This is a genomic window from Ideonella sp. (genome assembly GCF_041287625.1).
GTDB lineage: Bacteria > Pseudomonadota > Gammaproteobacteria > Burkholderiales > Burkholderiaceae_C > Ideonella.
On sequence record NZ_JBGGNH010000027.1, the window covers coordinates 83,469 to 96,886 of the forward strand.

Consider the following 13,418-nt stretch of genomic DNA (forward strand, 5'->3'; position numbering starts at 1 on the left):
GATGAGCACCGATTCCGATACCTCTTCACTGCCAATCGACCCGAGCCGCCGCCAAGTCCTGGGCTTGTCCGCCGCCGCGGCAGCCGGCTTGGTGATGCCGGCGCTGGGCATGGCCGCGCCTGCACCGACGGAGGCCGCTGGCGGCAAGAAAGTGCTTCGCTACGCGTTCCAGATCGCCGAGACCGGCTTCGATCCGCCCAAGCTGTCGGACATCTATTCGCGCATCGTCACGCAGCACATCTTCGAAGGGCTGTTCACCTACGATCACCTGGCGCGCCCGGCGAAGATCAAGCCGCTGACCGCCGCTGCGATGCCGGAGATCTCTGCCGACTTCCGTGTCTACACGGTCAAGATCAAGCCCGGCATCTACTTCGCGAGCGATGAAGCCTTTGGCGGCAAGCCACGCGAGCTGGTGGCGCAGGACTATGTCTATGCGCTCAAGCGTTTTGCCGACCCGGCCAACAAGGCGCCGCCCTGGGGTGACCTGGAAGAGGCGGACTTCATTGGCCTGAACGCCCTGCGCGAAGAGTCGCTGGCCAAGCGCACGCCGTTCGATTACGACCGTGAAGTGCCGGGCTTGCGGGCGCTGGACCGCTACACGATCCGTTTCGAGGTGGCCGCCGCGCGGCCGCGTTTGCTGGAACTTCTGGCCGGCGGCGACCTGTATGGCGCCGTGGCCCGTGAGGTGGTTGAGCACTATGGCGAGCAGATCCCCGCGCATCCAGTGGGCACCGGTCCGTTCAAGCTGGTGCAGTGGCGTCGCAGCTCGCTGATCGTGCTGGAGCGCAACCCGGAGTATCGGGAGATGCTCTATGCGGCGGAGCCGGCTGCGGACGATGCCGAAGGCCAGGCCTTGCTGGCCAGGTTCAAGGGGCGCCGCCTGCCGATGATCGACCGCGTGGAAGTCTCCATCATCGAGGAAAACCAGCCGCGTTGGCTGTCCTTCCTGAACCAGCAGAACGACTTCGTCGAACGGGTGCCAGAGGAGTTCATCATCACCGCGATGCCGGGCGGGCAGGTGGCGCCGAACCTGAAGCGCCACGGTGTCCAGGGCTATCGCGTGCTGACGTCCGACATCGTGCTGACGCTCTACAACATGGAGCATCCGGTCATCGGCGGCTACACGCCGGAGAGGGTTGCGCTGCGGCGCGCCATCAACCTGGGTGTGGACATCCAGCGCGAGATCGACCAGGTCCGCCGGGGCCAGGGCATCAAGGCCCAGGCGATGGAAGTGCCCAACACGACGGGCTACGACCCGCACTTCAAGTCCGAGATGAGCGACTACGACCCTGCCAGGGCCCGGGCGCTGCTGGACATGTTCGGCTACGTGGACAAGAACGGCGACGGCTGGCGTGAGCAGCCTGATGGCAGCCCGCTGGTGCTCGTCAAGCACACCCAGCCGGACCAAAAGTCGCGCCAGCTGGACGAACTGTGGCAGCGCAACATGAATGCGCTGGGCCTGAAGATCGAGTTCAGCGCCAACAAGTGGCCGGAGAACCTGCGGGCTGCACAGGCCGGCAGCGTGATGATCTGGGGTGTGGCGTCATCTGCTGCGCAACCCGATGGCCAGGGTGCGCTCGGTCGCCTGTACGGACCGCTGAAAGGCAGTGCCAATCTCGCGCGTTTCGAAAACAAGACGCTCGACGAGATCTACCTGAAGATGCAGGGCCTGCCCGACGGCCCCGAGCGCAATGCCCTGTTCCGCGAAGCCAAGCGCATTGCCATTGCCTACGCGCCCTACAAGTGCCACCTGCACCGCTACGTGACCGACATGGCCCACCCGTGGATCGTCGGCTACCGCCGGCCGGACTTTTGGCAGGACTGGTGGCAGTACGTGGACGTGGACGACAGCAAGCGAAAAGCCTGAGATGCGCATTGACCTTGATGCCCCCGTGAACACGGGCCGCCGCACCGCCCTTGGCATGGCCGCTGCCGCTGTGGGCGGCTTTCTGGCGCCGAGCTTGGCCAGCGCAGCACCTGCAGCAGGCGACAGCGGCCCCAAGGTCCTGCGCTATGCCTTCCGCGTCGCCGAAACCGGCTTTGATCCGGCCAAGCTGTCGGACCTCTATTCGCGCATCATCACCGCGCATCTGTTCGAGGGCCTGTACGGATACGACTACCTTGCCGAGCCGGCCAAGATCAAGCCGCTGACGGCGGCAGGCTTGCCCGAGGTGTCGGCTGACTTTCGCGTCTTCACCGTCAAGCTCAAGCCCGGCATCTTCTTCACTGAAGATGAGGCCTTTGGCGGCAAACCACGCGAGCTGGTGGCGCAGGACTACGTCTACAGCATCAAGCGCTTTGCCGATCCTGCCAACAAGAGCCCGGCTTGGGGGGAACTGGAAGAGCTTCGCCTTGTCGGCCTCGCCGAGGTGCGTGAAGAAGCGCTGAGCAAGCGCACGCCATTCGACTACGAGCGAGAAGTGGCTGGCCTGCGGGCATTGGATCGCTACACCATTCGCTTTGAAATGCGTGAGCCACAACCGCGGTTGGTCGAGTTCCTGGCGCAAGGCGACCTGTACGGGGCTTTGGCGCGCGAAGTTGTGGAACGCTACGGCGACCAGATCCCGGCTCACCCCGTGGGCACTGGCCCGTTCAAGCTGGTGCAGTGGCGGCGCAGTTCGCTGGTGGCGCTGGAGCGCAACCCGCAGTACCGCGAAGTGCTGTACGACGCCGAACCGGCAGCCGACGACGCCGAGGGGCAGGCGATGCTGGCGAAATACAAGGGCCGCCGCCTGCCGCTGGTGGACCGGGTGGAGGTGTCCATCATCGAGGAGAACCAGCCGCGCTGGCTGTCCTTCCTGAACCAGCAGCACGACTTCATCGAGCGTGTGCCCGAGGAGTTCATCAACATCGCGATGCCAGGTGGCAGGCTGGCGGCCAACCTGAAGCACCAAGGCATCCAGGGCTATCGCACGCTGTACTGGGACGTGGTGGTCACGCTGTACAACATGGAGCATCCGTTGATCGGCGGCTACACGCCGGACAAGGTGGCCCTGCGCCGCGCGATCAACCTGGGCACCAACATCCAGCGCGAGATCAGCCTCGGCCGCCGTGGCCAAGCCATTCCGGCGCAGGCGATGGAAGTGCCGCACACGACCGGCTACGACCCCAAGTTCAAGACCGAGATGAGCGACTTCGACCCGGGCCGGGCGCGGGCTCTGCTGGACCTCTACGGCTACCTGGACAAGGACGGCGACGGCTGGCGCGAGATGCCCGATGGCAGCCCGCTGGTGCTGGTCAAGAATACCCAGCCCGACCAATTCACCCGCGGGCTGGAGGAGATCTGGCAACGCGACATGCAGGCCATCGGCCTGAAGGTGGACCTGCGCATCGCCAAGTGGCCTGAAAACCTGCGCACTGCGCAGGCCGGCAAGGCCATGATCTGGGATGTGGCCTCGTCATCGTCCCAGCCCGACGGGCAGGGTGCGTTGGGCCGGCTCTATGGGCCCATGAGCGGTGGCGCGAACCTGGCGCGCTTCAAGAACAAGCAGTTCGACACGATCTACGAAAAGATGAAGGCTTTGCCCGACGGGCCGGAGCGCCTGGCCCTGTTCCAGGAAGCCAAGCGCATTGCCGTGGCCTACGCACCCTACAAGAACCACGTGCACCGTTACGTGACGGACATGGCGCACCCGTGGGTCCAGGGCTACCGCCGACCGGTCTTCCACAGCGACTTCTGGCAGTACGTGGACGTGGACAACAGCCTGAAGAAGGCCTGAAGTTTTCAGGCCCCGGGGCAGCCCGGATGGCGCGGTGCAGCAAAGCTGCCTAGTCTGCCGGCATGACACGTGATGCCGCTGCCCTGCCGGAACCTCAGTTGATTCGTTTCGAGCGCTGGCTGGAGGCGCGCAGCGGGCGGCGTTTCGCCAGCTACGACGCGCTGTGGCAGTGGTCGGTCGACGAGCTGGAGAATTTTTGGCAGGCGGTGTGGGAGTACTTCGACCTGGCGTCGCCCACGCCACACCGCTGCGTGCTGGCCGAGCGCTGCATGCCGGGCGCGCAGTGGTTTCCCGGCGCCCAGGTCAACTATGCGCAGCAGGTGCTGCGGCATGCAGACGCGGCACACGCCGCCGGCCATCCGGCCATCGTGTGGACCGACGAGCCGGGCTTGGCGCGCGGCGAGCTGCGCCAGCTGGACTGGCCTGCGCTGCGGCGCCAGGTCGGCCTGCTGGCCGCGCGGCTGCAGGCGCTGGGTGTGCAGCGCGGCGACCGGGTTGCGGCGCTGCTGTCGAACCGGCCCGAAACCATGGTGGCCTTTCTGGCATGTGCCAGCCTGGGCGCGGTGTGGTCGGTCTGCTCGCCGGACATGGGGCCGGTGGCGGTGCTGGACCGCTGGCGCCAGATCGGGCCTGTGGCACTCATCGCATGCGACGGCTACCGCCACGGCGGCCAGGCGCACGACCGGCGTGCGCTGGTCGCGCAGCTGCAGGCGTCGCTGCCCAGCCTGAAGCTGCGGGTGGACGTGGATGTGCTGGGCCTGAGCACGGAGGCGCTTCCCGTCGACTGCCCGCGCTTTGCCTTTTCGGCGCTGGTGTCGGACGCGCCGCTGCCCGGTGAGGCCGATGCGCCTGCGCCGCTGGCGCCCGCCTGGCTGCCCTTCGACCACCCGCTGTGGATCGTCTATTCCAGCGGCACGACAGGGCTGCCCAAGCCCATCGTGCATGGCCATGGCGGCGTGGTGCTGGAGGCGCTGAAGATGGGCGGGCTGCACAACGACCTCGGCCCCAGCGCGCAGACCGGCGACCGTTTCCACTGGTACAGCAGCACCGGCTGGATCATGTGGAACAGCCAGGTTGCCGGCCTGCTCAGCGGCACCACCGTCTGCCTGTTCGACGGCTCGCCGGCGTGCCCCGCCAATGGGCACTCGGGCGCGCCGGATTGGTCCACGCTGTGGCGCTTTGCCGGCCTGGCCAGCTGCACCTTCTTCGGTGCCGGCGCGGCGTTCTATGCCGCTTGCCTGAAGGCTGGCGTGGCGCCGCAGCAGATGGCCGACCTGCACCGCCTGCGCGCGGTCGGCTCGACCGGCTCGCCGCTCGCGCCGGAGTGCTACGAGTGGATCTGGCAGCAGTTGCCCAAGCCTGGCGGTCGGCCAATCTGGATCTCGTGCATCTCCGGCGGCACCGACTTCGCCGGCGCCTTCCTGGCCGGCACGCCCGCACTGCCGGTGGTCGCCGGCGAGATGCAGTGCCGCTGCCTCGGCGCCGCAGTGCAGGCCTTCAGCGAGCCCGATGCACAGGGCCGGGGCCGGCCGCTGATCGACGAGGTTGGCGAGCTGGTCTGCACCGCGCCGATGCCGTCCATGCCGCTGTACTTCTGGGGCGACCAGCCGCCGGGGCCGCAAGGGCGCCGGCTGTACGACAGCTACTTCGACACCTACCCCGGCGTCTGGCGCCATGGCGACTGGTTGCGCCTCGTGCCGCACCCGGACATGGGTGCGACCGGCGCCATCATCTACGGCCGCAGCGACGCGACCATCAACCGCCACGGCATCCGCATGGGCACGGCCGAGCTGTACCGCGCGGTCGAGGCCGAGCCCGAGGTGCTGGACAGCCTGGTGGTGGACCTCGAATACCTGGGCCGGCCGTCGTTCATGCCGCTGTTCGTGGTGTTGCGCGAAGGGCTGGCGCTGGACGAGCCGCTGGTCGCGCGGCTGAAGGCCGGCATCCGCCAGGCGCTGTCGCCCCGCCACGTGCCGGACGTGGTGCTGCAGGTGCCGGCCGTGCCGCGCACGCTGTCGGGCAAGAAGATGGAGCTGCCGGTCAAGAAGCTGCTGTTGGGCGAGGCGGCAGAGAAGGTGCTGAACCCGGACGCGATGGCGAACGCCGACGCGGTGGGGTGGTTCGTGGCGTACGCGAGGCAGCGAGCGGGCTGACAGGCAAGGGCTTCGACAAGCTCAGCCCGAACGGTTTGGCTCAGCCCGAACGGGAAGGTGGGCCTTCTCAGCCCGCGAACTGGGCAATCGCCGCGGCCGGCCGCGCACCGGATTGGCGCGCTACTTCCTGGCCGCCCTGCAGCTTGAGCAGCGTGGGAATGCTGCGGATGCCGTAGCGGCTGGAGACTTGCGGGTTTTCGTCGCTGTTGACCTTGGCGAACACCACCTTGCCCTTGAGCTGGGCGGCGGCCTGCTCGAACTGTGGCGCCATCATGCGGCATGGGCCGCACCATTCGGCCCAGAAGTCGACCACCACCGGCAGGCCGCTGGCGCGCACGAAGGCGTCGAAATTGGCGTCGGTGAGGGTGACGGGGTGGCCATCGGCCAGTGCCGTGCCGCAGCGGCCGCAGACCGGGTCTTCGGCCAGGCGTGCGCTGGGCACGCGGTTGGTGGCGCCGCAGTGCGGGCAGGCGAGCAGGGTGCGGGCTTCGGTGTCCATGGCCTGATCGTGAGGCCGGGCCGGCGGATTTCAAGCCGCCAAGGCCTTGTGCCTCAGGACTGCGGCGGGCGCACTGCCGTGGTGGGCGCCGCCGCGGAGGCAGGCGGGTCCTCGAACTGGGTGCTCTGAAACGCGCTGGGCAACATCGGCTGGCCCTGTTCGACCGCGTCGATCAGGTGCAGCAGCTTGGTCTGCGCCCGCTTGAGTTCTTCGTCGGCCTGGGCCATGGCCGCGGCGTGGATGGTTTTCAGCTGTTCGAGCTGCTGGCTGTGGCGGGCGGTGGCATCGGCCAGCCGGCCGCGCAATTCGGTCTGCAGCTCACGCATGCGCTCCACGTCGCGCTTCAGGCCGGCTTCGTTGCGCAGCGCGGTGGCCAACTGCGAAGCGGCCTTGGGGTGCCGGCCAGGGCCCAGGCGCCAGCCCAGCACCAGGCCCAGGACCAGCCCGGCCAGCAGCCAGGCGGCGTGGATCAGGGCGGGCGAAGTCAGCAACATGCGGGCGCGAGCGGCAGCGGCGGCTGCCTCAGTGCGAAGAGGAACGCGGGCGCGTGGGCGGGCCGGGTGGGGCCGCTGGCAGTGGCCGCATGTCGCCGCCCATGGTCATCGTCACCGGGCGGGTCAGGGCTTCGGAGGCGGCGGCCTCGGCGCTGGTCTGAGAGGCGCGCTTCAGGCGCTCGATCTCGCCTTCCAGCGTGTGCACCTGGGCAGCATGCTCGCGCTGCATCGCGTCGACCTGCTCAACCATGGCGGTCATCAGGTGCGAGAGTTCGGACGAATGGGCCTGGCGCAATTCTTCCAGCTGGCGCTCGTGGCGCATCTGGTCGGATTGCTGGGCCTGGCTGCGCTCCAGGATGTCGCGTGCGTGCTGGTCGGTCGAGGCGCGCAGCTTGGCGTTCAGGTCGAGGTTGGTTTCGCGCAGCTTTTCCAGCAGGCGCTGGGAAGGGCCGGCCTCCGCGGCGGCGGGCTGGGCGGCGGTGGCGGCTGAGGGCAGGCCGGTGGCGCCGGGCGGGCGACTGGGCCGAGCCGGCAACGGCACCGTGCTGGACGGCCCGACGGTCTGTGCGCGAGGCGCATTGGCGGCATTGCCCTTGCTGTTTCTGCGCTTGTGCAGCGCACCCAGCACCAGGCCCAGTCCCAGGCCGCAAATTGCGCCCAACACTTGCCAGTACCAGGCGGGAACATCTGCCATCAAGCCCACACGCGCCACCCCATTGGTTGTTGACATGGCCGACGCGCGCACCCTGGCGGTGGGCTGTCGTGCCCGAAGGGTCATTCCATCACATTTTCCCGGCACCACCGCAGAGCCACCGGCCCCGGTGTCGCGCTTTTGCTGCCAATTTGCTGAATCTGGCGTCAGCGCCGCGTCAGAGGCGGCATCTCGGGGCCAGGCCGGTGCGGCAGGACTGGACGATCGCGCTTCGCCATCGAAAAAGCCGGCCCGCTTGCACGGACCGGCTTGAAGGAGGCGACCCATGGCCGCCAGGGAGGGAGCGAAGCCTGCTTACCAGGTCTTCAGCGCAGCGCGCACTTCATCGCGGTACAGCTCGGTCGACGCGTCGTTGTAGGCGTTGACGTAGTTGGTTTCTTCGGTGCAGCTCCAGCAGGAGACCGGCACATCCGAGATCAGGCGGGCGAAGCTGTAGACCTTCGGTGCGATCACGCCGCCGCTCTTGAACGGCAGGCTGATCAGGCCGGTGCCGGAACGGATCGTGACCTTCTGGCCGCAGCCGCCGTTGGCGTCCGGCAGGCAGGTGCCGTAGCTGCCGCCCTTGCCCCAGCGCTTGATGTTGGCGCCGAAGCTGGACGCGATCGCCGACTTGCCCAGCGCCGCCGCTTCTTCGTTGATCAGCGTTTGCAGTGCGGGGTCCGAGCCGGCCGACGGGTTGGCCGATTCCAGGAACTCGGTGCGGGCGTTGAAGTTGTTGCTCAGCAGCGTGCTGTTCCACACGCCTTCATAGATGCGCGCCAGGTTGCTGGCCGTGGTGTCGTTGCGCATGTTGGTCGGGTCGTACTTGCCGGTGTTGAGGTTCTTGTAGCCGCAGCCGATGTTGTGGCGCAGCGTGGTGCCCGTCAGGCCAGTTGCCGCAGCGGTGTTGTTGAAGGGCGTGAAGCCGCCGTAACGGATCACCGTGCCACGCGTGGTGCGGTTGTCCGAAATGGCCATCATCTGGTCCAGGCCGGTCTCGAAGTTGTAGTTGGTGCGCAGGTTGGCGGCGGTTTCCAGCGCCGGGTTCGGGCAGGCGTCCTTGCCCTTGACCGGGTCGTACTCGTAGTAGCTGAAGGCCGAGGCCAGCGTGTCCGCGCCGGCGGCCACTTGCCGCATCGAGTGCAGCAGGTGCACCGACTTGAACGAACTGGCGGTTTCGGCGCGGCGGCTGCCGTTGAGGTCCACCTTGACGCTGCCGCTGACTTCCTTCAGATAGGCCTCGAAGATGCCCTTGGTCGGATTGCCGTTGGCGTCCAGGAAGGTGGGGGCGAACTCGCCGCGCATGCGGCGGGTGCTGGTGTTGGCGTTGTCGATGAAGGCCGCGTCGTAGCGGCGGGCGCCGTTGGCATCCACGTAGGTGGTGATGTCGACCGGGCGCGAGGCCAGCTGCAGCGCGTAGTTGTTCATGTCGGCCATCGAGGCGAAGCCGTACTGGTACCACCAGGCGGAAGCGTCGCTGCCGGTGTTCTTCACCTGGATCATGTTGTAGGTGCCGTCGCTGGCGCGGTCCAGCTTGACGATGCGGCCCTGGAAGGCTGAAACCTTGCTGGCAATGCTGGCGGGCGTCTGGCCGTAGAACCACTGCCAGGACTTGGCGTCGGCGCCGGTGTTGGCCACGAACACTGCGCTGTACTTCTTCACGCCGCCTTCGACGTAGCTGTCCAGGTCGATCAGGCGGTGGCCGCTGTTGGTGATCTGGGTGCTGATCTGCGAAGTGCTGGCCCCCATCAGGTAGCTCCAGGCGCGCGCCGCGCCGCCGGTGTTGGAGACCATCACTGCCGCGTAGCGGATCGTGCCGCCGCCGGCGTCGTAAGGCTGCAGGTCGATCAGGCGCGCGGTGTTGGCATTCACCTTGGCGGTCACGTCGGCCGATGTCAGGCCGTAGTACCACCACCAGCCGGGCACGGCGTAGGCGCCGCTGTTGGCCACCATGCGCACGCTGAAGGTCGGCGTGCCGTTGCTCACGCCATAGACCTTGACTTCGGTCAGGCGGGCGTTGTTCTGCGACAGGTAGGTGCCGATGGTGGAGGCGCTGACGTTGGTGTACGTCCACCAGCCGGTCGGCACGTTGACCGAGTGGTCATCGGTCATCGACGTGGTGTCGAGGATCTGCGGGGTCGGGTTGGCGCCGGCCGACAAGGCTTCGTCCTGGGCGACCATCATGTCGGCCTGGGCCGAGAGGTCTTGTGCGTGGGCGCTGGAAGCAGCGGCCAGTGCGGTCATCGTCGCAACGGTGGCGAGGGCGGCCAGTGCCGAGTGGGTCAGGTGCTGGCGGGCGGTCTTGCGGGTCTTCATGTTGATCTCCGAGGGTGTGAATCAATGCGTCAGCACCGGTGTTTGTTGAGGTGCTTACCTATCAATTCGCACTGCCGGGACGAAACCGGACACGCGCTGTCTCCCTCCGATGGGGGGATTTCCGAAAGTATTTTCAGAGCCGCTTCAGAACACGTAGCTTGGCCGCTCCGGCAAGGTGCCGCCGGAGCGCTCGGTGTAGCGCGCGCGGGCCTGGTTGCGCATCGCCTCTGCGGCCGCTGCCTGGCCGCTGGCCTGCAGCAAGGTGGACCGGACCCAGGGCAGCAGCTGGCGGTCCGGATGCTCGGCCGGCAGTTCGGCGCTGAACAGGCGCTCGGCCTCGGCCAGGCTTTGCGCGGCCTCGTCCGGCCTTTGCAGCGTCACCAGGGCCAGCGTCTGCATCAGCAGGCACTTGGCGCGGCCGAGGCGGCCGATCGCGTTGTCACTGCGGCCGAACAGCGCGGCGCCGGCCTGGGCGCTGGCCAACGCTTCGCGCGGCTGGCCCACGGTGTTCAGCGCGCCGGCCTGCAGCAGCAAGGTGGTGGCATGGCGGGTGTCCAGGCCACCGGCGGCGCGCTCGTCGTCCGCCAGCGTGGCAAATTCGGCCAGCGCCTGGGGTGTCTGGCCGGCGGCCAGCAGCGCACCTGCGAAGCGGCGCCGCACCCCGCGCTGTTCCGAGACCGACAGCGTGCCGGGCCCGGCGCCGACCAGTCGCCAGGCCTCGCGCGCGGCCACCAGCGCGCCGGCCACGTCATTGGTGCGGTACAGCGGCAGCACCAGGAAGGACAGGTTCAGCGCCGTCTCGCTGTCACCTGGCCCGTAGAAAGTGCGGGAGCGGGCGACGTTGCTGCGCAGCACCTCGGCAGCGCGTGCGTATTGGCCACTGTCCATGTAGAGCATGCCCAGCGTGCGGCTGGCCTGGATGGTGCCGGCATTGCGCGGCCCGGCCAGCCGCTCCAGCTCGGTGATCGAGCGCCGCAGCAGCTCGCCGCTGGCCTCGAACTCGCGCAGCTGCCACAGCGCGTAGCCCACGTCGGCCCGCAGCTCGGTGGCCTCCAGGCCTTGCTCGGGCCAGTCGCGCGCCAGCAGCGGCGCCAGCTCTTCCAGCAATTGCCGGCTCGGGGCCGTCTCGCCTGTGGCCGCCAGCAAGGTGGCTTCCTGGACCTTCGCGCGGATCACCGGCCAGCTCTGTGCGCCATCCCGGGCCACCAGTTGTTGCAGCGTGAGCTGCACCAGCTTCAGCGCGTCGGTGGGGCGTTGCAGCGCCTGCAGGTTGTCGGCCTTCATCATGGCCAGCGCCAGCCTGGCCTCGGCGCGTGCTTCGCCGTGGCGCGCCAGCACCGCATCGGCCCCGGCCAGCGTGGTCATGGCCCGCTCGTGGTGGCCCAGCATCGTGTGGATGCTGGCCAGCGCCATCAAGGCATCCCCGTGGGCCAGGCTGCCGGCGCCTTGCTGCTGCAGCGCCCAGGCCACCTGCTGCTCGGCCAGCGGCAGCGCGCGCACGCCGTCGCCCAGCTTGCGGTACAGCGTCATCAACACGCCGCCGAGCTGGGCCGACAGGTCGGGCTCGGCGGCCAGCCGCGTCAGCTCGCGCTCGCCACGCGCCAGCAGGTCGTGCGCCGACAGCTCGCGGCCCTGCGCGTGCGCCGGGTCGGCTTCGTTGAACAGGCCGATCAGGAAGTCCTGCACGGCCAGCGTGCGCTGGGCCTGGCGGCGCGCGGCCTCGGCCTGGTGCAGCGCCATGCCCAGGCCCACGGCCAGGCTCAGCGTGGCGACCGCACCGGCGGCCACCGGCAGTGCATGGCGGCGCATGAACTTGCGCGTGCGGTAGGTCCAGTGGCTGGGGTGGGCCAGCACCGGCTCGTGGCGCAGCCAGCGCCGCAGGTCCTGCTCGAAGGCTTCGGCCGAGACATAACGCTCGGCCGGCGCCTTGCGCAAGGCCTTCAGCGCGATGGTGTCCAGGTCGCCGCGCAGCTCGCGCCGCAGCAGCGGCTGCTCGGCCCCCACCAGCTGGCTGGGCCGGCTGGGTTCAGTGTGCAGGATGGCGTCTTCCAGCGCGCCGCGGCTGGCGCGCGCCAGGCGGTAAGGCCGCTGGCCGCTGAGCAGCTCGCACAGCACCACGCCCAGCGAATACACGTCCGACGCGGTACCCAGCGGCTCGCCGGCGATCTGCTCCGGCGAGGCGTAGTTTGGCGTCATCGGTGCGTTGGCCCATTCGGTGGCCGGGCCATGGCCGGGCTCGGCTTCGTCGGCCAGCAAGGTGGCAATGCCGAAGTCCAGCAGCCGCACCTGGCCCTCGCGGTTGACGAAGATGTTGGACGGCTTCAGGTCCCGGTGCACCACCAGCTGCGAGTGCGCATGCTGCACCGCCTGCAGCACCTGCAGGAACAGCTCGATGCGTGCGCGCAGCGGCAGCGCCTGCTGTTCGGCCCAGGCGGTCAGCGGCTGGCCGTCCACATATTCCATCGCCAGGTAAGGCTGGCCGTCGGGGGCGATGCCGGCGTCGTACAGGCGCGCGATGTGCGGGTGCTCCAGCGCCGCGAGGATGTCGCGCTCGCGCTCGAAGCGGCGTGCGAGGCGCTGCGGGTCGGCGCCGGCCGGGCGCGCCGGCAGCTTCAACGCGACCTCGCGCTGCAGCCCGCCGTCCACCCGCTCGGCGAGCCAGACCTCGCCCATGCCGCCTTCGCCAATGCGGCGCAGCAGGCCGTAGGGGCCGACGCGGCTGTTGCTTGCGTTGGCCGGCTGGCCCAGCGCCTGGCGCGCAGCGTTGGCGGCCATCGCGGGCAGGCGGTCCAGCAACGAGATCGGCCCCGGCGCCACCGCTGCGCGCGACAGCGGCGCAGCGTCGTCCGCCAGCAATTCGGCCAGCAGCGGGCGCAGGTCGGCGTCTTCCGGCGGCAGGTTCTGCAGCCACGCCTCGCGGCCGGCTTCGTCCAGCGGCAGGGCCTCGTCCAGCAGGCGGGAGAGCCGTGTCAGGTCGGCTGCGGGCAGCGGCATGTCCGACGGGTCAGGCCAGCGCGGCCTTCAGCATCAGCCTGGCCTTCTGCCAGTCGCGCCGCACGGTGCGATCGGTGATGCCCAGCGCTTCGGCGATGGTGGCCTCGTCCAGCCCGCCGAAGCAGCGCATGTCGACGATGCGCGCCAGCCGCTCGTCCACCTGCGCCAGCTCTTCCAGCGCCTCGTGGATGCGCAGCACCTCGGTGTCGTCCACCGCCAGCGAGTCGCCGATCTCGGTGTTCAGCGTGACCTGGAACTGTCCGCCGCCGCGCCGCTCGGCATGCCGCTGGCGCACGAAGTCGATCACCACGAAACGCATGCTGCGCGAGGCATAGGCCAGGAACTGCCCCGGCGGCAACTCGGCCAGCGCCGCGTCTTCCTGCTGCTGCATGCGCAGGTAGGACTCGTGCACCAGCGCAGTGGTGTCCAGCAGCGTGATGTCTTCGCTGCGGCGCAGCCGCGCCCGCGCGAGGCGGCGCAGGTCCTGGTAGAGCTGCTGGAACAGGGCGTCAGCGGGCGGCGGCTCGGCGGCAATCATCGCGGGCTCTCCGA

General features: G+C 68.8%; 9 protein-coding genes. 3 read left to right on the forward strand and 6 right to left on the reverse strand.

The genetic code is table 11. The annotated features are described in order from the left end of the window. The first annotated feature begins 1 nt into the window (after position 1). The 3 genes from ACAH41_RS10345 (at position 2) to ACAH41_RS10355 (ending at position 5,872) form a co-directional block, all read left to right on the forward strand. Positions 2-1,867 (forward strand): ABC transporter substrate-binding protein, encoded by a 1,866-nt coding sequence (locus tag ACAH41_RS10345; RefSeq protein WP_325656144.1) that lies wholly within the window; start codon positions 2-4, stop codon positions 1,865-1,867. Positions 1,868-1,892: 25 nt separating this feature from the next. Beyond that, on the forward strand, positions 1,893-3,719 hold the full coding sequence (locus tag ACAH41_RS10350) for an ABC transporter substrate-binding protein (protein WP_325656146.1): 1,827 nt from the start codon (positions 1,893-1,895) through the stop codon (positions 3,717-3,719). 62 nt (positions 3,720-3,781) lie between these two features. Next, entirely contained in the window at positions 3,782-5,872 is a 2,091-nt protein-coding gene (locus tag ACAH41_RS10355; protein ID WP_325656148.1) for an acetoacetate--CoA ligase, read from the forward strand. A 67-nt stretch (positions 5,873-5,939) separates the two neighbouring features. On the opposite strand, the gene trxC is transcribed toward ACAH41_RS10355, so the two are convergent. The 6 genes from trxC to ACAH41_RS10385 all read right to left on the reverse strand — a co-directional run bounded on the left by trxC (position 5,940) and on the right by ACAH41_RS10385 (position 13,404). Next, positions 5,940-6,371 (reverse strand): thioredoxin TrxC, encoded by a 432-nt coding sequence (gene trxC / locus ACAH41_RS10360; protein WP_325656150.1) that lies wholly within the window; start codon positions 6,369-6,371, stop codon positions 5,940-5,942. Between the two features lie 53 nt (positions 6,372-6,424). Next, positions 6,425-6,865: a hypothetical protein gene (locus ACAH41_RS10365; RefSeq protein WP_325656152.1), complete on the reverse strand. Its 441-nt coding sequence runs from the start codon at positions 6,863-6,865 to the stop codon at positions 6,425-6,427. Positions 6,866-6,893: 28 nt separating this feature from the next. Continuing rightward, entirely contained in the window at positions 6,894-7,559 is a 666-nt protein-coding gene (locus tag ACAH41_RS10370) for a hypothetical protein (RefSeq protein ID WP_325656153.1), read from the reverse strand. Between the two features lie 312 nt (positions 7,560-7,871). Next, positions 7,872-9,872, reverse strand: coding sequence for a serine hydrolase (locus tag ACAH41_RS10375; protein WP_325656155.1), 2,001 nt, complete (start codon positions 9,870-9,872; stop codon positions 7,872-7,874). Between the two features lie 144 nt (positions 9,873-10,016). Beyond that, complete coding sequence (locus ACAH41_RS10380; RefSeq protein WP_325656157.1) at positions 10,017-12,866, reverse strand: serine/threonine-protein kinase; 2,850 nt, start codon at positions 12,864-12,866, stop codon at positions 10,017-10,019. Between the two features lie 10 nt (positions 12,867-12,876). Then, complete coding sequence (locus tag ACAH41_RS10385) at positions 12,877-13,404, reverse strand: ECF-type sigma factor (RefSeq protein WP_325656159.1); 528 nt, start codon at positions 13,402-13,404, stop codon at positions 12,877-12,879. Positions 13,405-13,418 lie beyond the last annotated feature (14 nt).